This window comes from Pseudomonas mucoides (assembly GCF_015461845.1).
Taxonomy (GTDB): domain Bacteria; phylum Pseudomonadota; class Gammaproteobacteria; order Pseudomonadales; family Pseudomonadaceae; genus Aquipseudomonas; species Aquipseudomonas mucoides.
Window position 1 is genome coordinate 537,711 of sequence record NZ_JACOPW010000003.1, and the last position, 20,533, is coordinate 558,243.

Consider the following 20,533-nt stretch of genomic DNA (forward strand, 5'->3'; position numbering starts at 1 on the left):
GCGGTCACTTGCCGCGATTGACCGCCTGCGGATCACCCAATGGGCGATAGGTGTTGTCGTTGTATTTGTAATTGCCGCTACAGCCGCCGAGGCCGCATAGAACGACGAGGGTCAGCAGGACGGCTTGCCAGTGACGAACAGGCATCAGAGGGTCTCCAGGGATAGACAAAGCACAAAGCGCCGGCCCGATTGGGCGGCGCTATCAGAAGCGAATGAGGTGAAATCGACGGTCATTGACCTACCCATCGAAGTCACCCAGGTTGATATTCAGGCGCCCGAGGCGGTACAGCAGCGTGCGTCGTGGCAGGCCGAGTTCGCGGGCGGCGAGGGTCTGGTTGCCGTCGTTTTTGCGCAGGCAATCGAGCAGCAGGCTGCGTTCGACCTGCTCCAGGCGTTCGCGCAGGTTCAGGCTGTTGTCTTCCGGCATGGCTTCCATGCGCAGGGAGAAATGCTCGGCCAGTAACTCGCCGCCCTCGCACAGCAAAACGGCGCGCTCGACCAGGCCTTTGAGTTCGCGCACGTTGCCGGGGAAGGCATAACCGGACAGGTGATCCAGCGCCGCGTCAGACCAACGCACCGCATCGCGTTGCAAGAACGAGCAGGCCTTTTCCGCAAAGTGCCGGGCCAGGTCGAGGATGTCGCCTTCACGTTGGCGCAGGGCCGGCAACTCGATCGGGAATTGCGCGAGGCGGTAGTACAAGTCCTCGCGGAATTTGCCTTCGCTGACCAGCACCGACAAATCCCGGTGCGTCGCGGCAATGATGCGCACGTCGATCTTGTGGGTATCGTTGGAACCCAGCGGACGGATCTCGCCTTCCTGCAACACGCGCAGCAACTTGGCTTGCAGCGACAACGGCATGTCGCCGATTTCATCCAGCAGCAAGGTGCCGCCATTGGCCGCGTCGAACAGCCCGGCGCGGTCGCGATCAGCGCCGGTGAAGGCGCCTTTGCGGTAGCCGAACAGTTCACTTTCCAGCAGGTTCTCGGGGAACGCCGCGCAGTTCTGCACGATGAACGCCTGGGAGCGGCGCGGCCCGCAATCGTGAATCGCCCGGGCGACCACTTCCTTGCCGGTGCCGGTTTCGCCGCGCAACAGCACGGTGTATGGGCTGTGCAGGACTTTGCTGATCAGCGAATAGGTCTGGCGCATGGCCGAGCTTTTACCGATCAAACCGTAACCGCTGGCGCTCGGCACACTGACCGGCGCTGGCCGCGAAACACCGCTCGGCTGACGCAACCGTTGCAGCAGGTGCAACTGGCCGAGCACGAACGAACCCAGCTGACCGAGGGAGTCGGCAAAGCCTTGCAGGTCGATATGCCGGCGACTGGCGCACAGCAGCAAGCCTTCAACCGACTTCTGCTGATTGACCAAAGGCACGCACAACAGCGACTGCCAAGGCGTGGCCTGGGGCGGCAGGAAACTGGTTTCGTGCAGGCTGCCGCTCAGTTCGCTGAGGCTCACCACGCGGTTCTGGCACAGGGCGAACTGCAGCAGTTGTTCACCGTTGTAATCCGCCGGCAGGCTCGCCGCTTCCCGGGGTTGCAGGATGCCGTTCAGGCATTCGGCGTTCATGCCCAGGCAGGTGTGGGTCGCGTCCAGCAAGTACAGCTGCGTCAGTTCGCAACCGCTGAGCTCGGCCAGACCGCGCACGAAGTCACCCAGCAGCGCAGCCCCGTCCGCCGCCCGCGACAGGCTGGCGAACTGCGCCAGCAAGGCTTCGGCATAGACCAGCGGTTGCGGCACTTGAGTGAACATCACACCCACCTCAGGCGAACTCGCAGGTCACGCTGGCGTCACCGTCGAGCGTGGCATGCACACGCTTGAGGCTTTCACCGGTGGCCATCGCGTCGAGCAAGCGGTCGGCCACCAGCGGCAGCACGTGCAGGTCGAGCAAATGGTCGATCAGGCGTGCGCCGCTGTCGCTTTGGGTGCAGCGTTCGGCCAAGTGATCGACGAGGTCCTGGGAGTAAGTGAAGTCCAGCTGACGACGGTTCAGGCGCTCGCCCAAACGGCCGAGTTTGATTTCGATCAGCTCGCGCAGCACCGGACCGCCCACCGGGTAGTAAGGCACCACGCGCATCCGCGCCAGCAGCGCCGGTTTGAAGTGTTTGCTGAGCACCGGGCGGATGGTTTCTTCAAGGACTTCGGCGGTTGGCCGCGCGCCGTTTTCGCAGAGTTCGCTGATGCGGTCGCTGCCCAGGTTCGAGGTCATCAGGATCAACGTGTTGCGGAAGTCGATCTCGCGCCCTTCGCCGTCGTTGGCCACGCCTTTGTCGAAGATTTGGTAGAACAGGTTGAGCACGTCCGGGTCGGCTTTTTCGACTTCATCGAGCAGCACGACGGAGTACGGCTTCTGACGCACGGCTTCGGTGAGCATGCCACCCTCGCCATAACCGACGTAGCCCGGTGGCGCACCGATCAGACGCGAGACGGTGTGTTTCTCCTGGAACTCGGACATGTTGATGGTGGTGATGAAACGATCACCGCCGTAAAGCAGATCAGCCAGGGCCAGCGCAGTTTCGGTCTTGCCGACACCGCTCGGGCCTACCAGCAGGAACACGCCGACCGGCGCGTCCGGTTTGTTAAGGCCGGCAGCGGTGGCGCGCATCGAGCGGTCCAGGGCGTGAACGGCTTGTTCCTGACCACGGATGCGCGTGCGCAGGTCGGTGGCGAAGCTCGCGACCTTGGCATTGTGCTCGCGGGCCAGTTGCGCCAAGGGCACGCCGGTCCAGGCGCTGATCACTTCGGCGACCAGACGCGGGCAGACTTCGAAGCTCACCAGGCGTTCTTTGACCTGAAGCTCGGTCAGCGCTTTGTGCGTTTCGTTGAGTGCCGCTTCCAGGGTTTCGACGCTGTGCGCTTCGTCCACCGGCAGGGTTTCGATCACGGTGCCTTCGGCGTCTTCTTCAACCGTGACGATGGGTTCGACGGCAGCGGCTTCACGCGCTTTGGCCAGTTGTTGGCGCAGGTCCAACAGGCGTTCGGCCAATGCCTTCTGTTCGGTCCACAGGATTTCCAGCGCCGCCCTTTCGTCTTCAGCTTCTTCCAGCCGCGCTTCCAGTGCTTCCAGCGCTTCGTGATCGATCAGCAAACCGGCTTCCGCATCACGGCGCAGGGCCTGACGCTGACGACCGCCTTCAGCCAGTTCGCCACGCAGGCGTTCAAGGCTTTCCGGAGCGGCGGCGAGGCTGATGCGAACGCGGGCGCACGCGGTGTCGAGCACGTCGACGGCTTTGTCCGGCAGTTGGCGACCGGCGAGGTAACGGGCGGACAGTTCGGCGGCGGAGACGACGGCGTCATCGCGCAGGTAGATGCCGTGGCTCTTCTCGTACACCTGAGCCAGACCACGAAGGATGGTCACCGCTTCGCTGACGGTCGGTTCGTGCAGTTGCACCGGCTGGAAACGACGGGCCAGCGCCGGGTCTTTCTCGAAGTATTTTTTGTACTCGGCCCAGGTGGTGGCGGCGATGGTGCGCAGTTCGCCACGGGCCAGCGCCGGTTTCAGCAGGTTGGCCGCGTCGGAACCGCCGGCATTGCCGCCCGCGCCGATCAGCGTGTGGGCTTCGTCGATGAACAGGATGATCGGTTTCGGCGAAGCTTTGACTTCGTCGATCACGCCCTTGAGGCGACGTTCGAATTCACCTTTGACGCTGGCACCGGCCTGCAGCAGGCCCATGTCCAGCGACAGCAGCTCGACGCCTTTGAGCACCTGAGGCACTTCACCGGCGGCGATGCGCGAGGCCAGGCCTTCGACGATCGCAGTTTTACCCACACCGGCTTCACCGACCACAATCGGGTTGTTCTTGCGGCGACGGGCAAGGATGTCGATCATCTGCCGGATCGCACCATCGCGGCACAGCACCGGGTCGAGTTTGCCGTCGCGGGCCTGTTGGGTCAGGTTGTGGGTGAAGCGTTGCAGCAGCGATTCGCCCGGCACGGCGGGTTTGCCGGTGGCCGGTTGATCTTTCTGCGACAGGGCGAATTCTTTCAGGCGATCAATGTTCAGTTTGGCCAACAACGCCTGGTAACGGCTGCCGGCGTAACGCATCGGGTTACGCAGCAAGGCGAGGATCAGCGCGGCCTGTTCGACCTGGGTCTGGCCCAGTTCGAGGTTCGCCACCAGCAAGGCATCCTGCAGCCATTGCACCAGTTCCGGGGCAAACACCGGGTTGCGCGAAGCGCTGTGTTCGACCCGCGATTGCAGGGCCGCGCTCAGTTCACCGGCATCCACTTCGGCATCTTGCAGCGCGCGCGCGAGCAAGCCTTGCGGGCGCTCCAGCAGGCCGAGCAACAAGTCTTCGACGAGGATCTTGCTGCCGCCACGGGCGACGCAGCGTTCGGCAGAACTTTCCAGGTCACGACGGGTTTCGGCGTCCAGCGCCTGGATAAGTTGTTGCAGGTCTACGTTGATCATTGGTCATCTGTCCTTAATGAATTTTGCTGCCCAGGGTCACCACGCCGTCCGCTTTTTCGCGGCCCAGCCAACTGGTCCAACCCAAGCGACAGGCGTTCTGCTCACCGATGCGCAGTTCCGGGATTTCTTCGTGGCGCAACACCAGGCGAATGTCGTAATCGAGCGGGTCACGCAGGGTAAAGCGCACCAGCGCGCACAACGGCTGGTAGCCGAAACCGATGGGCAGGAATTCGTGAAAGCGTTGCCAGTCGAGTTCGCGGATGTGAATGCGGAATTTGCCGCTGCGGTCGCGCACGTGTTCGCCCAGCACCAGGTCTTCGCCAAGCAGGCTGTTGGCGCGACCCAAACGATTGCGCTGCTCGTCGAGGATTTCCACGCGGCGCTCGATGCACTGCTCGATGGTCAGCTCGGCGTGCTTGAAGTAGTAACGCAGCACCGCTTCGATCAGCGCCGCCGAGTGCGCGCGCAAGCTGAGCAAGCCGAGGTATGGCAGCAGGCGTTTCCAGTTCAGTTCGCCGGCCTTGCGGATCTCTTCGCCGCCCAGGCCAATCAACGCAAACAATTGCGAGGAGAACGGGTCGAGCGCACCGCTCTCGAAGCTGGCGCGGTAGCGGTATTTGCGCCAGATCGGCAGCATCAGCCGTTGCAGGCGATGGTGGAACAGGTCGAGGAAGTTGCGGGTCGGGTTGCCGTCTTCGCTGTCGCCCAGGGCCTGTTCGCCGTAGAACGCCGGCAGCGGCGAACCGGAACCGACCAGGCCGATCAGGTTGAAACGCAGGCGCGCGCGCATCTGCCCGTGCTCGTGGAAAAACTCCACGCGATCGACATCGCTGCCAGGGAAACCCAGGCTCGGGTTGGCCTGGAATTCCAGCTGGTCGTACAAATCGTCCTGACTCAGGTGCGGGTGGGCCTCGCGCAGCCGGTCAACCACCAGCAGCACGGCCTGAAACAGCGAGTACTCGCGTATTCCTCGGGTCAGACCGCTTAAAGCAGCGGCTGAAGGCCCATACGTGGTGTCCATTGGTACACCTCTCCCTGTGTGCTTTTTACCCGCAGCTCGTGGTACGAATTGAGACTGGCGTAAAGCGCGAAAAACTCGTTAAGAACCGAAGCGAACACGAACAGGTCGCCTTCGCCGATGTAGCCTTCCGGGTCGATGGTCAGCTCGGTGCGCAACCCGCGCACCGGCAAGCCGCGATGCAGGCGGTCGACGTGTTGGTGTTTGATCGATTTGAGCCCGCCGAGCAGGCGCTTGCTGACCTTCTCCGCGTGCTGGTCGTAGTAGCGCGGCAGGTCGTAGGTTTCGAGAATCACCTTCAACGCATTGACGTCGGCCAATGACAGATAGTTAAGCGACATGTTGCTGATCAGCTTCCACAGGAAGTCGCGATTCAGCGGCGGCGCATAACTCGGGGTAGCCGGGGTGATGTTGCGGAAACTGAGAAACTCCGGCGTCTCTTCACAGGCCTGGCAGATGTCGCCGAGCTTGAGTTTTTTTGGCAGGTTCTGGTTGGTGCACGTCAGCTCGATCGACAGGGTTTCGTGGGCTTCGGTATGGCGGATGCCGAAGCTCAAGTAAGTGTCGAGGCCGTCGTGCAGCAGCGATGAACGCTGGCGAATGCTGTAGTGCGGACGGCTGGTGGGCACGTCGAAACTCGGGTCGTGCTCGAAGGATTCGAACGGCACGTACTCCTGATAACCGAGACCGCCGGGCTTCCAGCCGGTGACGCTTTCCACGGAAAACACGCCGCAGTTTTCCAGGTCGTATTCGGCAGGCAACAGCAGGTATTCGTCCTGCTTGCCGTCGAGGCGAATCGGCAGTGCGTCGTGCTTGAACAGGTTGACGATGGGCGTGCAATACAGCTTCACGTTGTCCAGGGTCGGACGCATGCGCAGGATGCCGCTCTTGCGAATATCGAAGCGCAACTCCAGACCACGCATCTGCTTGAGGGTGTTTTCCGGCAGCGCCTTGAGAATGTCCAGACCGTTGACGTCGACGAACAGGAACTTGTCCTGGAAGGCGAAATACTCTTGCAGGTAGCGGTAGCCACGGAAGGTGTTCAGCGGATACGGAATCAACGCTTCTTCTTCGGCAAAACCCACCGGCTGCACCCGGTCGCCGGGCATCTTGAACGCCATCGGGGTGCCGTTGACGCCATTGATCGGCTTGCCGGCGTTATCCAGCGGGATCAACTCGATGCCTTCCAGATTGCGCAACAGGCTCAGGTACAGCATCTGGCTGATGTAACGCTCGCCGGCGAAGTGCAGGCGCAAACGACTCAATTCCAGCTCACCGAGGTGACCGTCGGCGCTCATCTCCAGGCGCAGGCTCAACAGCGAACCGTCGCCTTTCACCGAGTACATCAGCGCGGCCAGATCCAGCGCCTGGACTTCGGTCGGGTAGCACGTGCGGAAACGGCAACGCACGTCTTCAATCGGAACGCTTTCAATCGGTGTATCGCGATCGACCTTCAGCGCCGGGCCGGAACGTTTCAACGGGTCGAACTGCAAAATGCTGAACGCCGGCAGCGGCCGCATGTAGTTGGGCCACAGCAGTTGCATAAGCGAATGGCTGAGTTCGGGCAATTCGTCATCGAGCTTCTGACGCAGGCGACCGGTCAGGAACGCAAAACCTTCCAGCAACCGCTCCACGTCCGGATCCCGCCCGGCCTGACCGAGGAAAGGCGCCAACGCCGGGCTACGCTCGGCGAAACGACGACCTAACTGGCGAAGTGCGGTGAGTTCGCTTTGGTAGTAGTGGTTAAAGGACACGGGTTACCTGCCTGGTAGTGGAACTCATCAAAAAAAATCCTGTAGAGCGCGAGGGGCCAGATACCCCTGCAAATCCATTGCGCTCATGATTACCGCTCTCTCATTTTTTCAGGCGTAATCGCCGTGCTGATGCCACAACTGCTTTTTCGTGGTCTTGCAAAGAGCATCCCGGTCACTGAACCCAGCATCAGTTTTCCAGAACCCTGTAAGGCGTATTGCTGATAAAAAAATTCAACCAGTGCTTTTTCGGGCTGGAAAGCCCCAACGTAAAAGCCTTGCTCGACTTATCAAACTCTATAAATACAACACCCACTGTTTTTTCATCTTCATCGGCGCGCATATCCAACTCCAACTCGGAAAAAAGAGGTGTACGGTAAACCTGACTGGGGTTGTTTAAATCGGTGAATCGCAGATAAACAAAGTCTCGCGGGGTCAAAAGCGAGCTTGCAGGAACAGACTCGATAAGGTATTGCCCAGACGGACTTTTTTTCGAATAGTCTGGCGCACGACCTAAAACTTCAACCACAATGATTGCACTAGCCATCAACAAGCTACACAACAAGACAGCCAAGCTTATGGCGTACTTATGTCCGATCTTCATTTAGCAGATATCTCAATAGGTGCAGACGTTACGGGCTCGTACATAATGTCCGAATACACGCGAAAATCGCCGCCCTTCTCATTCAGATCACGATAGTCTCGAAAATCACTGTTTTGAACGAGCATGTAGTGTTTGCCTTCGAGCTCTCGATATCGACGTACGGCCTCATCTTTTTGCTGTGTGCTTTGCTGTCCTCTCACACCCTGATATTGCGACTCCGCCATAACAGCATTCATTTGGGCAGCCAGTTTCGCGTTAGCTTTTGCTCCCTCAACGGGGTCCGTCACTAACTTATCAAAATTCCAGTAGCCAAGAATCTGACTGAACAGAGCTACGCCATCGTTGAAATCGTAGGAATCCTCGATATAAAAGCCCAATTTCGACGGGGTAAATACGATACTCTTATCCGTTACAACGACGACACCTTCAGCAATAGCTCGCATGTTGAAATTAGCCAGTGCCGCTCGAAGCTCATTCACCTCATCAGAGCCTGTCTGCTCAAACTCGACTACTTTGTTATTTGAATAACCAAATTTCTCAGCAGCACTGGCAACACCATTAAACGCAACCGGATAACACCCAGAGGCTTTACCGGAAAACGCTCGACGGAGCCTGCTTTTGATCAGAGTGACTCCAGCTGGACTATTCCAGGTCCCCCTCAAATGCTTTATCGCAGAATTTGCACGTTCAAAACCGGAAACCCAACTCATTTTAACGAGGGATTCTTCTATGTATTCCTTGGGCGCGAAAACATCATGCTTCTTTACTTTATCATCCATCCCACCATCACCAGTTGGCCATGGCTTACCACTGAACCAATGGTTCATAAGGCCTGCGGCAACTGGCCATTTCATTTTTTTCATCGTATCTGGAATATCAGTGATCTTGAACTGACGCGCAGTCGCAGACTGTCCGACTTTATTACTTGCCGGAGTCATGGTCGTTGCCACTGTTGTTGCTGCCATTTCCATATCCCTCTAACAGTTACTCCAGGATCCGATTGTCACTGGTGGCGAAAAGCAAATAACTAAGCGAGTACAACTCTGGCTTGGGGTTCAATGACCAACTCAACCGCCTCCGCAGTAGCTGAGAAAACTGTTTGCGTTTTTCCGTCCGCCCCCGTCACACCGTTAATGATCTTCCCCGAGGCAGTTTTAAGTGTGTATTCCACTCCGGCGAGCGGCTTTCCGCTTTCTTGGCAATTGATCACAAAGTGCTCGTTAAACGGCCACTGAATCTCCACCGGCAACGGCGGAACAAACGGCGCCGGCGAATGCGAATTCCCAATAATCACCGTCCCGGACCCAGCCGTAACTTTGTTGCCATGAGTACCAACGGAGCCCACAGTGGCCGCCGGTTTACCGTTGATCAAAACAGTCGTTGCAAGGTCGCCGACCATCGCACCACCACACGCCGAGGCATCGCCTTGGCGGGCGGCCGCGAGGCCGTCGAAGAACACGTCGCCGGAACCGGCGGCGATCGGGTTGGTCCCGTGGCCGGGGAGCGGGCAAGCGGTGGGGTCGGATACGCGGGCTGCGGGTTTGCCGGACATACGAATCTCCTTAGTTGACCTTCACTTGACCGCTGCCATCCAGGCGCGCGGCGAAACTGACCTGACGCTTGAAACCATCAACTTCCAGCAGGCCTTCGATGCTGAAGGACAGGCGAAGCTGATCGTGGTCACGCGGCAGGGAGATGACATGCACATTGCTCAGGCGTGGCTCGTAGGCTTCGATGAAATTTTCGATGGCCAGACGGGCCTGACTCAGGGAGTCGTGCAGGCTCAGACGCATGTCATTGAGATCGGGTAGCCCGTAATCGGACAGCGTTTGCACGCTGCCCGCACGGGTGCTGAGCATCTTGGCCAGATGGGCAGCCACGGACGCCATGGCGGAAACCTCGCGGCTCCAGCCGACGCGTTTGTCCGCGTCGCCGCCCAGGCGTTCGAAAAGGCTGCCGTATCCAGTCATGAGTTAGCTCCGTTTACTCTTTGTCCAGCTTGCCAACCAGCGACAGGGTGAAATCGGCACCCATGTACTTGAAGTGCGGGCGCACGTTCAGGCTGACGCGGTACCAGCCAGGCTCGCCTTCGACATCGCTGACGATGATCTGGGCGGCACGCAGCGGACGACGGCCACGGACTTCGGCGCTCGGGTTTTCCTGGTCGGCCACGTACTGGCGGATCCACTTGTTGAGTTCCAGCTCGAGGTCGGTACGTTCTTTCCACGAACCGAGTTGCTCGCGCTGCAGCACTTTCAAGTAGTGAGCCAGACGGTTGACGATCATCATGTACGGCAGTTGGGTGCCGAGCTTGTAGTTCAGCTCTGCCGCCTTGCCTTCTGCACTGATGCCGAAGAACTTCGGCTTCTGCACCGAGCTCGCGGAGAAGAACGCCGCGTTGTCGGAGCCTTTGCGCATGGTCAGGGAAATGAAGCCTTCCTCGGCCAGTTCGTATTCACGACGGTCGCTAACCAATACTTCCGTAGGAATCTTGGTTTCGATTTCGCCCATGCTTTCGAAGTGGTGCAACGGCAGGTCTTCCACCGCGCCACCGCTCTGCGGGCCGATGATGTTCGGGCACCAGCGGAACTTGGCGAAGCTGTCGGTCAGCTTGGTGCCGAACGCGTAGGCGGTGTTGCCCCACAGGTAGTGCTCGTGGCTGTTGGCGACGGTTTCCTTGTACACGAACGATTTGACCGGGTTGTCTTCCGGGTCGTACGGGTTACGCAGCAGGAAACGCGGCACGGTCAGGCCAACGTAACGGGAGTCTTCCGACTGGCGGAAGCTCTGCCATTTGGCGAATTGCGGGCCTTCGAAGTGATCTTTCAGATCCTTCAGGTCCGGCAGGCCGGTGAAGCTTTCCAGGCCGAAGAATTTCGGGCCGGCCGCGGCAATGAACGGCGCGTGGGACATGCAGGCAACGCTGGACACGTACTGCATCAGTTTCACGTCCGGCGAGCTCGGGGACATGAAGTAGTTGGCGATGATCGCGCCCACCGGCTGACCACCGAACTGACCGTATTCAGCGGTGTAGATGTGCTTGTACAGGCCCGACTGCATCACTTCTGGCGAATCTTCGAAGTCGTCCAGCAGGTCGTCCTTGGAGACGTTGAGGATTTCGATCTTGATGTTTTCGCGGAAATTGGTGCGGTCGACCAGCAACTGCAGGCCACGCCATGACGATTCCAGCGACTGGAAGTCCGGGTGGTGCAGGATTTCGTCCATCTGGCGGCTGAGCTTGGCATCGATCTCGGCGATCATGCGGTCAACCATGGCTTTCTTGACCGGCTCGCCGTTGTTCTGCGGCTTGAGCAGCTCTTCGATGAAGGCCGACACACCGCGCTTGGCGATGTCGTAGGCTTCGTCGTCCGGGGTCAGGCGGGTTTCGGCGATGATGCTGTCGAGAATGCTGTATTCGCCGTTCTCGTTACTCTTTTGCTGTGCTGCGCTAGTGCTCATTGTCTTGGCTTCCTTGGCTGATGGGGGCTCAGGCGTCCTGGGCGGCGGCGTTCAAGCCCAGCTCACCCAATACGCGACCGCGGGATTCGTCGTCGGCGAGCACGCCTTCGATGGCTTTGCGGAACGCAGGTGCGTTACCCAGCGGGCCTTTGAGGGCCACCAGCGCGTCGCGCAGTTCCATCAGTTTTTTCAGCTCAGGCACTTGCTCGACCAGGCTGGCCGGGTTGAAGTCCTTCATCGAGTTGACGCGCAGTTTCACGGCCAGTTCTTCAGTGTCGCTTTCTTCCTGAAGACGGTTCGGTACGCTCAGTGTCAGGCTCAGCTCTTGCTTGGCCAGCACTTCGTCGAAGGTCATCTTGTCGATGCTGATCGGCTTGCGATCTTCGACTTTGCGTTCGTCCTTGCGGTGGGTGTAGTCACCGATTGCCAGTAGTTTCAACGGCAGTTCGATCTCTTCCTGGGCACCACCGGTGGCAGGTTTGAAAGTGACGTTGATGCGTTCCTTGGGGGCTACCGAGCCTTCTTTGGCCATGGCTTTTCTCCTTGCGGTTGTGGCCCGGGGGCCTATTCGAGTACCACTTCGAGATCGAGGTGGCACAGCCTGCGATAAATCTCTTCCTTGCGTTCACGTACGGCATGGTTCTGCGGCAACAACTCGCAGCAGCTATGCAGTAAATGCAGCACTTCCAGCGCAAGATCGGGCTCCCAGGCGTTCAGGCCTGAGTCCTGTAATGTTTGGTCGAGGGTCTCTAACTGGGTCTTGGCCAGTTCGTATTTCTTGGCCATGAAGCACAGCCGCGCGAGGGCGAACTGCCAGAAGAATCGAACGCGCCCGCCCTGGGCGCTTTGCAGGCCCTGCTTGAGGATTTGCACGGCAGCCTTGAGGCCGTCCTTGCGCAAAATCGGCAGGACTTCTTCGAGGGCCAGTTCCCACGCCGGCTGCGTGTCAGCCACTTCGACCTTGCGCGGCGCACTGGCGGTTTGCAGGTGCGGCATGACGTGGGCGCTGATCCAGGCGCGGGTGGCCGGATCGGCGAATGGCGCACCGTCGTGGTAACGCAATTCGATAATGCCGGGCAGGCGCTGAATCAAAAGCGCGAAGTGGATTTCCACTTCGCGCATCGCCATTTCGGCGTTCAAGGACTGAAGGCATTCCCAGGCCATTCGCTGGCCATCGAACCAGAACGGCGCCTTCGCCAGGCTCGCCTCCAGTTCCACCAGCAGGTCGGCGTATTTCGCCTGGTCGAAACGGTCCTGATAGGCCTTGAGCTTGTCCGCCGGCAAGCCGCGCAGCACGGTGATTTGCTCGGCGTTACGCTCGGGGACGGCGTCGATGGGCAACCACAGCAACGTGCGATTGAGGCGCAAGGCGCGCAGGTCGGTGGCTTTCTGCTTCAGCCACCAGGCACACAACGGCCGCGCACTCTCTTGCTGGGCGCGCAGGGCCTTGTGTGCTTCTTTTTCGTTATCGATCGGTGCGCCGGGGGTGAACAACTGCGTAGCAGCTTGTTTGACCTGGGCGACGGCGGCGCCGACCACACCGGGTTCCGGCTGGTTGTCGGCGGCGCGTTGCACCATGTTTTTCAGGCGGCGGGAGATCGGCAGCAGCAACGGTGCGTCGTCGCCCAAGTGCTCGGTGCAAGCGGCATCGAGGCCTTCAAGGTGCTCGACCAGCCGCCGGAACATCGGTAACTGCTCTTTGATCGCGATGTTTTCGGTCAGCACCTGCTCAAGACGCGGCACTAGCCAACTGATCGCGGCGGAGCGGGTTCTGGCCTTGTTCGGGTGGACTTCGGCCCAGTGATGTTCTGACAAATGGTGCAGCAAACCGAGGCCGGCCAGCAGTCCTTGAAACGATTCACGCTGGTACAACGCCCAGGTCAGCCAGGCACCAACGCGCAAATCCTTGGACTGGGTACGCAGCAGGTTTTCGCTGTTTTCGCGGATTTTCAGCCAGTCGATTTGACCGCTTTCGTGCATGGACGAGGCTTTCGCCAGCTCGCTTTCCAGGGCTTCATATTCGCTTGAAAAGCGAACGTCCTCGCCCGCGAAATTCTCTTTGGAAACAGAGACTTTTGCGAGTTCGAGATAATGCGCGGAAAGTTTGCTCGAGTAGGACATCCATGGCCTTTATTTAGGATTACAGTCATACGCCAAAAGAGTATTCCAGCGGCGCGGGACAGTATCAAAGAGCTGCGATGAGTCTCATCCAATTGAGTTCGTGCTCTTTCAAGTGCGCGCATCGTAATCACAATGATGGCCACTAGCAAGCATCTGATTAAACAACAAGACGAAGTGTTGTTTATTGACCGTAGGAGAAATCCCTATATGTGTAGGGGGATCCCCTGATGTCGTTTTAATATTCAAGCCTTCATGTGATACCCATGAAACCATTGAGGTAGAGCGGCTCGCCGACCTTGACGCAGATTATTGGCTGCCATCGCCCCGCAGAAGGTGTGCAGCATGCCAACAATCAGCAAGGATGAATGTAGGAAAGCTCTGAAATGTTTCCGAAATTTAAAAAAAACGCGATCAGACAATGGATACACAAAAAAGTGCCATCGAACCGATAGCACTTTCAATTGGAGCAGATACTCAAGTTCGGCAATACACCGGGCAATTGCATGAACTTCGCTCGCAACTGCAGCGCAATATTCTGAAATAAGGAAGTTTCGGACAATGCTTCCGGCTGCGCCCTACATCCACCCTTCTGATGCGTTGATAGCGTGCAGGTGCCTACACCGACCAAACACGTCTCTGACAACACAAGATTCTCCGTTCTCAGCTCAAGGATGAGCTAAAAAAGCAAAAGGATAAGCGCATGTTCGCACCCGCTAACGCCCCTCAATTCACCCTTGTGATCCCGACGGTTCGCAACGATTTCAAAGTGCTGGCCTTCGAAGGCACTGAAACCATCAGCGCCTTGTATTCAGAGCCAGAAATGGCGGCGATTCACGCCAGGAAACACAGCCGGGCCAGTTGATCCGCCACATAAAAAAAATGGGCACCCAACCTCGTTGGCGTGCCCATTTTTTATCCCGCTCTCCCGCGACGCGGGCAGTCGGTGCGTATTACGGATTGACGCTGTCTTTCAACGATTTGCCTGGCTTGAACGCAACAGTGTTGCTGGCCTTGATTTTGACGGGCTCACCGGTTTGCGGGTTTTTGCCGGTGCGGGCACCGCGGTGGCGTTGCAGGAAGGTACCAAAGCCCACCAGCGTGACGCTGTCCTTGCGATGCAGAGCGCCGGTGATTTCTTCGAGAACGGCGTTAAGAACGCGGTTGGCCTGCTCTTTGGTGAGGTCTGCTTTTTCAGCAATTGCTGCGGCGAGTTCTGGTTTACGCATATTAGTGAAGCCCCTTTGACGGTTTTTTGTTGTTATGTCCGTGCTGCTCTCTGTGGAGCAGCGCCCAAAGCGCCGCAGGTGCTCTACTCTGCGGCAGACGGGAGTGAGGATGGCACGCAAGGAAGAGCCGCGCCAGTCTCGGCGCGTGCTTTGTAGGGGCAAAAGAGGGGTGATTCCGACAGAACGACCGGTATTTACGCCAGCAGTGCCGGAAGCTCTTTGTTGAGGGCCAGTTTTTCCATCACGGCGGTGCCTGTCAGGGCATAACCGAGCAGTTTTCCGCTGGCATCGCGGCATAACACCTTGATGTCGCCGCCCTGCCCTTCGACCGTCCAGACGCCCTCGCTGCCCCGTGGCGGCGGCGAGACCACCAACGGACACACCGGGGTTTTCACGGTGATCGGCATCGGGCCGTAGCTCACGGGCGTAGGGTTTCCGGCCAGGGTCTGGGCCAGCGCTCTCGCACAGCTCATCAGGGGCATGACGTACAGCAAATTCAGCCCATCGACCTCGGCGCAATCGCCTAGCGCGTAGATGTTGTCATGGGACGTTTTCAGATGACGGTCAACCACCACGCCACGGTTGACTTGCACACCGGCCGCCGCGGCCAGATCGATACGCGGACGCAGACCAATGGCCGACACCACAACGTCGCAAGGGATCACCTGGCCATCGGACAGATGCGCTTCCAGGCCATCCGCCACGCGTTGCAAGCGATTGAGCACCGGCCCGAGATGGAATCGCGCACCGAGGCTTTCCAGCCCGGCCTGGACGGCAGCCGCCGCAGCCGGGTGCAACAGGGTTGGCATCACCTGCTCGCACGGTGCAACCAGTTGCACCTCGTAACCGCCCAGACTCAGGTCATTGGCGAACTCGCAGCCAATCAGCCCGGCGCCGAGCAACAGCACCCGACGCTTGCCGGCCGCCGCTGCACGAAAGCGCGCGTAATCTTCCAGATCGTTGATCGGGAACACGCAATCCGCCGCGTCACCTTCGATGGGCACGCGCACGGTTTCCGCGCCCCAGGCCAGAATCAGGTCGCGGTAAATCACCGACTCTTCACCGATCCACAAGCGTTTGTGGCCCGGATCGATGCCGCTGATGCGTGTGTGGGTGCGCACTTCAGCCTTCAACTGTTCGGCCATCGCGCCGGGTTCGGCCATGCTCAGGCCGTCGGCGTCTTTGTTTTTGCCGAAACCGGTGGAGAGCATCGGCTTGGAGTAGGAACGCCCGTCATCGGCGGTAATCAACAGCAACGGGGTGTCGCTATCGAGTTTGCGAAACTCCCGGGCCAGGTTATAGCCAGCCAGCCCGGTACCGACGATGACGACAGGTGCGTTCATTCCTTACTCCTTGGATTCTTAGTTGATTTCGATCATTTCGAAATCCATCTTGCCCACGCCGCAGTCCGGGCACAGCCAATCTTCCGGCACGTCCTGCCACGGCGTGCCCGCCGCAATACCGTCGTCCGGCCAGCCGTCGGCTTCGTTATAGATCAGGCCGCAGACCACACATTGCCACTTTTTCATTCAGTTACTTCCTCAGGATTCAGGCGTATTGCCGGCACGAACGGTCGATGGTTGCAGCGTTGCCGTCCGGCTCAGGGCGTTTTGTACTGATCGGGCCCGACAGATGCAAGCCTGTTCGGCGCAACGGCAGGCCGGTCAATCAAAATCGCCGGCTGACATGGTAAGCTCGCCGCCTCATTTGCTGCCAATAATGACTCACTGTGCCGCACTCAAACGCCCCGCTGTGGCTCCCCCAAAGCCAACTCACGCCCCTCCCCGACGCGTCTACCCTCGACTGGCTGTTCGACGAAGGCTCCCTGACCCGACGGTTGATCCGTTTGTCGAATGACCGCTTCAGCGTCACGCCACTGTTCGAAGGCTGGCAACCACTGCGCGCCGACGAATGTGCTGCACTGGACCTGGCCGAGGGCAGCGAGGGCTGGGTGCGCGAGGTGTATTTGCGCGGTCACGGCGAGGCATGGGTGTTTGCCCGCAGCGTTGCAGCTCGCAGCGCGTTGCAGGGTGACGGGTTGCACATGGACGAACTGGGCAGCCGTTCCCTGGGGGAATTGCTGTTTTGCGATCATGCGTTCCAGCGTCGCGCTATCGAGGTGTGTCACTACCCTCAAGCCTGGTTGCCAATGGAGTGCCGGACATCGGAATTGTGGGGCCGGCGCTCGCGTTTCGACCGTGGCGCCCTGAGCGTGCTGGTGGCCGAAATCTTCCTGCCGACGTTGTGGAGCGCCACTCGCGCCCATCCGGAGAACTGCTGATGTACCAGAGCCTGCTCAAGTCCTTGAACCGTTTGAACCCTAGGGCCTGGGATTTCATTCAACTGACGCGCATGGACAAACCGATCGGCATTTATCTGCTGCTGTGGCCGACGCTGTGGGCGCTGTGGATTGCCGGCAAAGGCTCGCCGTCGCTGGCCAACGTGGTGATTTTTGTCTTGGGCGTGATTCTGACCCGCGCCGGGGGTTGCGTGATCAATGACTGGGCGGATCGCAAGGTCGATGGCCACGTGAAACGCACGGAACAACGCCCCTTGGTCAGCGGCAGGATCAGTTCCAAAGAAGCCCTGGTGTTCTTCGCGCTGTTGATGGGCGTGAGTTTTCTGCTGGTGTTGTGCACCAATGCGGCGACGGTCTGGCTGTCGTTCGGCGGTTTGGCGCTGGCGTTCAGTTACCCGTTCATGAAGCGCTACACCTATTACCCGCAAGTGGTGCTGGGCGCGGCGTTTTCCTGGGGGATGCCAATGGCGTTCACCGCCGAAACCGGTGAACTGCCGGCGACGGCGTGGTTGCTGTGGATCGCCAACCTGCTCTGGACCGTGGGTTATGACACGTATTACGCGATGACTGACCGTGACGATGACCTCAAGATCGGCGTGAAATCCACGGCGATTCTGTTTGGCGATGCGGATCGGGTGATCATCCTGACGTTGCAGGGGTTGGCGCTGGGCTGCCTGTTGCTGGCAGGGTCGACATTCGAGCTCGGTGGCTGGTTCCACCTCGGTTTGCTGGCGGCGGCAGGCTGTTTCGCGTGGGAATTCTGGTACACCCGTGACAAGGACCGGATGCGTTGCTTCAAGGCGTTTTTGCACAACCACTGGGCCGGGTTGGCGATTTTTGTCGGGATCGTGCTGGATTACGCACTGCGCTGACGGACACGCTTTATGTAGCAGCTGCCGAAGGCTGCGTCCGGCTGCGCAGCCGTCGTAAAGTCTGCTCACGCGGTGTATCAGATGGACCGCACACTCAGGATTTACGACTGCTGCGCAGCCGGACGCAGGCTACGCCAGCTGCTACAGGGCTACACCATCTCTACATATGTTCGCGAACGACGTGCCAGACGTCTTTCATCTTGTCGCCCGTCATATCTCCGGGAGCCTTATCCTTCATGAAGTAATACAGCGGCTTGCCGTTGTACGCCCACTGCATCATGCCATCGTCACGTTTGATAATGGTCCATTTCCCTTCAGCCTTGTCGCCTGCCTTTGCCTCCAGCGGCGGCCAGTTTTTGGCACATTCACCGGTGCACACCGACTTGCCGCCCGTGTCCTTGTCGAACGTGTACAAGGTCATGCCCTTGTGGTCGACCATCATGTCGCCTTTCATCATGCCCGGCTCAGCCGCGAAGGCTATGCCCGGCAAGGAGAACGCAGCCGCCAACAGCAGGGCTTTAAAGGAATGTGAGATTTGCTTCATGGAAACCTTCCTTTTGTGGTTGTCAGGATTCGGACTTAGAGCTTAGTTCAGGATCATGACAATCGCCGGGCAGCTAAAATACTGTCACACGACTGCAATAATTCCGTTATCTAATGCGGCGCAAGACAGTTAAATGACAAGAGGATTAAGGCATGGTTGGCAGGAGCATTCTGATCGTCGACGACGAAGCGCCCATTCGCGAAATGATCGCCGTTGCGTTGGAGATGGCCGGCTATGACTGCCTGGAGGCCGAGAACTCGCAGCAGGCCCATGCCATCATCGTTGACCGCAAGCCGGACCTGATCCTGCTCGACTGGATGCTGCCCGGCACCTCCGGTATCGAATTGGCCCGCCGCCTCAAGCGCGATGAGCTGACCGGGGACATCCCGATCATCATGCTCACCGCCAAGGGCGAAGAGGACAACAAGATCCAGGGCCTGGAAGTCGGCGCCGACGACTACATCACCAAACCGTTTTCCCCGCGAGAGCTGGTCGCCCGCCTCAAAGCCGTGTTGCGCCGTGCCGGCCCAACCGATGGCGAAGCGCCGATTGAAGTCGGCGGCCTGCTGCTGGACCCGATCAGTCACCGCGTGACCATCGACGGTAAACCGGCCGAAATGGGCCCGACCGAATACCGCCTGCTGCAATTTTTCATGACTCACCAGGAACGCGCCTACACCCGTGGCCAGTTGCTGGATCAGGTCTGGGGCGGCAACGTGTATGTGGAGGAGCGTACCGTCGACGTGCACATCCGTCGTCTGCGCAAGGCCCTCGGCGATGCTTACGAAAATCTGGTACAAACCGTGCGTGGCACGGGTTACCGCTTTTCCACCAAAGCCTGACCCTGCCCTTACCCGCCCGACAAGCTGACAAGGACGCACGTTTCCGTGAACCAAAACTGGCATGGCACCCTGATTCGCCACATGCTGTTACTGGTCACCGGTTGCCTGGTGATCGGCCTGATTACCGGCTACTACGGCTGGAGCCTGGCCGCGGGGCTGGGCCTTTACCTGGCCTGGACCCTCAAGCAACTGCTGCGTTTGCACGAATGGCTTCGCCTGCACTCAGCCGATGAAGCACCACCCGATGGCTATGGCCTGTGGGGCGAGGTGTTCGACAGCATCTATCACCTGCAACGTCGCGACCAACGGGTACGCGGGCGTCTGCAAGCGGTGATCGACCGGATCCAGGAATCAACCGCCGCGCTGAAAGACGCGGTGGTCATGCTCGACAGCGACGGCAACCTGGAATGGTGGAACCTCGCCGCCGAAACCCTGCTCGGCCTCAAGACCCCGCAAGACAGCGGTCAGCCGGTCACCAACCTGGTGCGCCACCCGCGCTTCAAGGAATATTTCGAGCAGGACAGCTACGCCGAACCGCTGGAAATCCCGTCGCCGACCAATGATCGCGTGCGCATTCAGCTGTACATCACCCGCTACGGCAACAATGAACACTTGATGCTGGTGCGCGACGTCACGCGTATCCATCAGTTGGAACAGATGCGCAAAGACTTCATCGCCAACGTCTCCCATGAGCTGCGCACGCCGCTGACGGTGATCTGTGGCTATCTGGAAACCCTGCTCGACAACGTCGATGAAGTGAACCCACGCTGGACCCGTGCCTTGCAGCAGATGCAGCAACAGGGCGGTCGCATGCAGACGTTGCTCAATGACTTGCTGTTGCTGGCCAAGCTGGAAGCCACCGATTACCCGTCGGACAACCAGCCCGTGGTCGTTGACAGCCTGTTGCAGTCGATCAAGAGCGACGCTCAGCAGCTGTCCGGGCAGAAAAACCAGCGCATCACCCTGGAAGCCGACCCGACGATCATGCTCAAGGGCAGCGAAGCGGAACTGCGCAGTGCGTTTTCCAACCTGGTGTTCAACGCAGTGAAATACACCCCGGCCGAAGGCAATATCCGCATTCGCTGGTGGGCCGATGAGCAAGGCGCGCACCTGAGCGTGCAGGATTCCGGGATCGGCATCGACAGCAAACACCTGCCGCGCCTGACCGAACGCTTCTACCGCGTCGACTCCAGCCGCAATTCCAACACCGGCGGCACCGGCCTGGGCCTGGCTATCGTCAAACACGTGTTGTTGCGCCACCGCGCGCGGATGGAAATCAGCAGCGTGCCAGGCCACGGCAGCACCTTCACCTGCCACTTTGCCCCGGCTCAGGTGGCCAAATCCCAAGTCCTGAGAACCGCTGACTGATACCGGCCAGCACG

21 protein-coding genes are annotated in these 20,533 nt (G+C 59.3%); 5 read left to right on the plus strand and 16 right to left on the minus strand.

From position 1 onward, the window contains the following. Positions 1–4: 4 nt before the first annotated feature. From H8F22_RS17355 to tssA, 12 genes are all read right to left on the minus strand, one after another. Positions 5–145, minus strand: coding sequence for a hypothetical protein (locus H8F22_RS17355; RefSeq protein WP_007894589.1), 141 nt, complete (start codon positions 143–145; stop codon positions 5–7). A 93-nt stretch (positions 146–238) separates the two neighbouring features. Next, positions 239–1,756, minus strand: a complete 1,518-nt coding sequence (locus H8F22_RS17360; RefSeq protein WP_027926320.1) for a sigma-54 interaction domain-containing protein — start codon at positions 1,754–1,756, stop codon at positions 239–241. Between the two features lie 10 nt (positions 1,757–1,766). Next, a complete protein-coding gene (gene tssH / locus H8F22_RS17365) occupies positions 1,767–4,415 on the minus strand; it encodes a type VI secretion system ATPase TssH (protein WP_194940491.1) in 2,649 nt (882 codons plus the stop codon). Positions 4,416–4,428: 13 nt separating this feature from the next. After that, positions 4,429–5,436: a type VI secretion system baseplate subunit TssG gene (tssG, locus tag H8F22_RS17370; protein ID WP_027926318.1), complete on the minus strand. Its 1,008-nt coding sequence runs from the start codon at positions 5,434–5,436 to the stop codon at positions 4,429–4,431. Continuing rightward, a complete protein-coding gene (gene tssF / locus H8F22_RS17375; RefSeq protein ID WP_194940492.1) occupies positions 5,400–7,187 on the minus strand; it encodes a type VI secretion system baseplate subunit TssF in 1,788 nt (595 codons plus the stop codon). Before tssF ends, tssG begins: the two co-directional genes overlap by 37 nt. 187 nt (positions 7,188–7,374) lie before the next feature. After that, entirely contained in the window at positions 7,375–7,788 is a 414-nt protein-coding gene (locus H8F22_RS17380) for a hypothetical protein (RefSeq protein WP_027926316.1), read from the minus strand. After that, complete coding sequence (locus H8F22_RS17385) at positions 7,785–8,753, minus strand: DUF6402 family protein (protein ID WP_194940493.1); 969 nt, start codon at positions 8,751–8,753, stop codon at positions 7,785–7,787. Before H8F22_RS17385 ends, H8F22_RS17380 begins: the two co-directional genes overlap by 4 nt. A 62-nt stretch (positions 8,754–8,815) precedes the next feature. Beyond that, positions 8,816–9,340, minus strand: a complete 525-nt coding sequence (locus H8F22_RS17390) for a PAAR domain-containing protein (RefSeq protein WP_027926314.1) — start codon at positions 9,338–9,340, stop codon at positions 8,816–8,818. 10 nt (positions 9,341–9,350) lie between these two features. Next, on the minus strand, positions 9,351–9,758 hold the full coding sequence (gene tssE, locus H8F22_RS17395) for a type VI secretion system baseplate subunit TssE (protein ID WP_027926313.1): 408 nt from the start codon (positions 9,756–9,758) through the stop codon (positions 9,351–9,353). Positions 9,759–9,771: 13 nt separating this feature from the next. After that, positions 9,772–11,247, minus strand: coding sequence for a type VI secretion system contractile sheath large subunit (tssC, locus tag H8F22_RS17400; RefSeq protein ID WP_027926312.1), 1,476 nt, complete (start codon positions 11,245–11,247; stop codon positions 9,772–9,774). Positions 11,248–11,275: 28 nt separating this feature from the next. Next, the gene (gene tssB / locus H8F22_RS17405) at positions 11,276–11,779 is read right to left on the minus strand and encodes a type VI secretion system contractile sheath small subunit (RefSeq protein WP_027926311.1); all 504 of its coding nucleotides are present in this window, start codon (positions 11,777–11,779) and stop codon (positions 11,276–11,278) included. A gap of 32 nt (positions 11,780–11,811) precedes the next feature. Beyond that, positions 11,812–13,368 carry a type VI secretion system protein TssA gene (gene tssA, locus H8F22_RS17410; RefSeq protein WP_027926310.1) on the minus strand — a complete coding sequence of 519 codons (1,557 nt, stop codon included), beginning with the start codon at positions 13,366–13,368 and terminating at the stop codon, positions 11,812–11,814. Positions 13,369–14,068: 700 nt separating this feature from the next. On the opposite strand from tssA, the gene H8F22_RS17415 reads away from it, so the two are divergent. Further along, the gene (locus tag H8F22_RS17415) at positions 14,069–14,230 is read left to right on the plus strand and encodes a hypothetical protein (protein ID WP_156428515.1); all 162 of its coding nucleotides are present in this window, start codon (positions 14,069–14,071) and stop codon (positions 14,228–14,230) included. An 88-nt stretch (positions 14,231–14,318) separates the two neighbouring features. Here the strand turns inward: H8F22_RS17415 and H8F22_RS17420 are convergent, their stop codons facing one another. The 3 genes from H8F22_RS17420 to H8F22_RS17430 all read right to left on the minus strand — a co-directional run bounded on the left by H8F22_RS17420 (position 14,319) and on the right by H8F22_RS17430 (position 16,123). Further along, positions 14,319–14,594 carry an HU family DNA-binding protein gene (locus H8F22_RS17420; protein ID WP_003213368.1) on the minus strand — a complete coding sequence of 92 codons (276 nt, stop codon included), beginning with the start codon at positions 14,592–14,594 and terminating at the stop codon, positions 14,319–14,321. 194 nt (positions 14,595–14,788) lie between these two features. Next, complete coding sequence (locus H8F22_RS17425; RefSeq protein WP_059181935.1) at positions 14,789–15,937, minus strand: NAD(P)/FAD-dependent oxidoreductase; 1,149 nt, start codon at positions 15,935–15,937, stop codon at positions 14,789–14,791. Positions 15,938–15,955: 18 nt separating this feature from the next. Then, a complete protein-coding gene (locus H8F22_RS17430) occupies positions 15,956–16,123 on the minus strand; it encodes a rubredoxin (protein ID WP_027926308.1) in 168 nt (55 codons plus the stop codon). A gap of 200 nt (positions 16,124–16,323) precedes the next feature. Between H8F22_RS17430 and H8F22_RS17435 the strand changes: the two genes are divergently transcribed. After that, positions 16,324–16,875, plus strand: coding sequence for a chorismate--pyruvate lyase family protein (locus tag H8F22_RS17435; RefSeq protein ID WP_027926307.1), 552 nt, complete (start codon positions 16,324–16,326; stop codon positions 16,873–16,875). Beyond that, entirely contained in the window at positions 16,875–17,765 is an 891-nt protein-coding gene (gene ubiA / locus H8F22_RS17440) for a 4-hydroxybenzoate octaprenyltransferase (RefSeq protein WP_027926306.1), read from the plus strand. The genes H8F22_RS17435 and ubiA overlap by 1 nt, the downstream gene beginning before the upstream one ends. Before the next feature lie 160 nt (positions 17,766–17,925). On the opposite strand, the gene H8F22_RS17445 is transcribed toward ubiA, so the two are convergent. Beyond that, positions 17,926–18,309, minus strand: a complete 384-nt coding sequence (locus H8F22_RS17445) for a COG4315 family predicted lipoprotein (protein ID WP_027926305.1) — start codon at positions 18,307–18,309, stop codon at positions 17,926–17,928. 152 nt (positions 18,310–18,461) lie between these two features. Here H8F22_RS17445 and phoB point away from each other — a divergent pair, with 152 nt between their 5' ends. Both phoB and phoR read left to right on the plus strand, forming a co-directional pair. After that, the gene (phoB, locus tag H8F22_RS17450; protein ID WP_007896474.1) at positions 18,462–19,151 is read left to right on the plus strand and encodes a phosphate regulon transcriptional regulator PhoB; all 690 of its coding nucleotides are present in this window, start codon (positions 18,462–18,464) and stop codon (positions 19,149–19,151) included. An 81-nt stretch (positions 19,152–19,232) separates the two neighbouring features. Next, complete coding sequence (gene phoR, locus H8F22_RS17455; RefSeq protein ID WP_231986536.1) at positions 19,233–20,519, plus strand: phosphate regulon sensor histidine kinase PhoR; 1,287 nt, start codon at positions 19,233–19,235, stop codon at positions 20,517–20,519. Positions 20,520–20,533: the final 14 nt, after the last annotated feature.

What these genes read in the sequence shown, in the direction of transcription:
- H8F22_RS17355 (WP_007894589.1), bottom strand. Translation starts at nt 145, where the DNA reads ATGCCTGTTCGTCACTGGCAAGCCGTCCTGCTGACCCTCGTCGTTCTA.
- H8F22_RS17360 (WP_027926320.1), bottom strand. Translation starts at nt 1,756, where the DNA reads ATGTTCACTCAAGTGCCGCAACCGCTGGTCTATGCCGAAGCCTTGCTG.
- tssH (WP_194940491.1), bottom strand. Translation starts at nt 4,415, where the DNA reads ATGATCAACGTAGACCTGCAACAACTTATCCAGGCGCTGGACGCCGAA.
- tssG (WP_027926318.1), bottom strand. Translation starts at nt 5,436, where the DNA reads ATGGACACCACGTATGGGCCTTCAGCCGCTGCTTTAAGCGGTCTGACC.
- H8F22_RS17380 (WP_027926316.1), bottom strand. Translation starts at nt 7,788, where the DNA reads ATGAAGATCGGACATAAGTACGCCATAAGCTTGGCTGTCTTGTTGTGT.
- H8F22_RS17385 (WP_194940493.1), bottom strand. Translation starts at nt 8,753, where the DNA reads ATGGCAGCAACAACAGTGGCAACGACCATGACTCCGGCAAGTAATAAA.
- H8F22_RS17390 (WP_027926314.1), bottom strand. Translation starts at nt 9,340, where the DNA reads ATGTCCGGCAAACCCGCAGCCCGCGTATCCGACCCCACCGCTTGCCCG.
- tssE (WP_027926313.1), bottom strand. Translation starts at nt 9,758, where the DNA reads ATGACTGGATACGGCAGCCTTTTCGAACGCCTGGGCGGCGACGCGGAC.
- tssC (WP_027926312.1), bottom strand. Translation starts at nt 11,247, where the DNA reads ATGAGCACTAGCGCAGCACAGCAAAAGAGTAACGAGAACGGCGAATAC.
- tssB (WP_027926311.1), bottom strand. Translation starts at nt 11,779, where the DNA reads ATGGCCAAAGAAGGCTCGGTAGCCCCCAAGGAACGCATCAACGTCACT.
- tssA (WP_027926310.1), bottom strand. Translation starts at nt 13,368, where the DNA reads ATGTCCTACTCGAGCAAACTTTCCGCGCATTATCTCGAACTCGCAAAA.
- H8F22_RS17415 (WP_156428515.1), top strand. Translation starts at nt 14,069, where the DNA reads ATGTTCGCACCCGCTAACGCCCCTCAATTCACCCTTGTGATCCCGACG.
- H8F22_RS17420 (WP_003213368.1), bottom strand. Translation starts at nt 14,594, where the DNA reads ATGCGTAAACCAGAACTCGCCGCAGCAATTGCTGAAAAAGCAGACCTC.
- H8F22_RS17425 (WP_059181935.1), bottom strand. Translation starts at nt 15,937, where the DNA reads ATGAACGCACCTGTCGTCATCGTCGGTACCGGGCTGGCTGGCTATAAC.
- H8F22_RS17430 (WP_027926308.1), bottom strand. Translation starts at nt 16,123, where the DNA reads ATGAAAAAGTGGCAATGTGTGGTCTGCGGCCTGATCTATAACGAAGCC.
- ubiA (WP_027926306.1), top strand. Translation starts at nt 16,875, where the DNA reads ATGTACCAGAGCCTGCTCAAGTCCTTGAACCGTTTGAACCCTAGGGCC.
- H8F22_RS17445 (WP_027926305.1), bottom strand. Translation starts at nt 18,309, where the DNA reads ATGAAGCAAATCTCACATTCCTTTAAAGCCCTGCTGTTGGCGGCTGCG.
- phoB (WP_007896474.1), top strand. Translation starts at nt 18,462, where the DNA reads ATGGTTGGCAGGAGCATTCTGATCGTCGACGACGAAGCGCCCATTCGC.
- phoR (WP_231986536.1), top strand. Translation starts at nt 19,233, where the DNA reads ATGCTGTTACTGGTCACCGGTTGCCTGGTGATCGGCCTGATTACCGGC.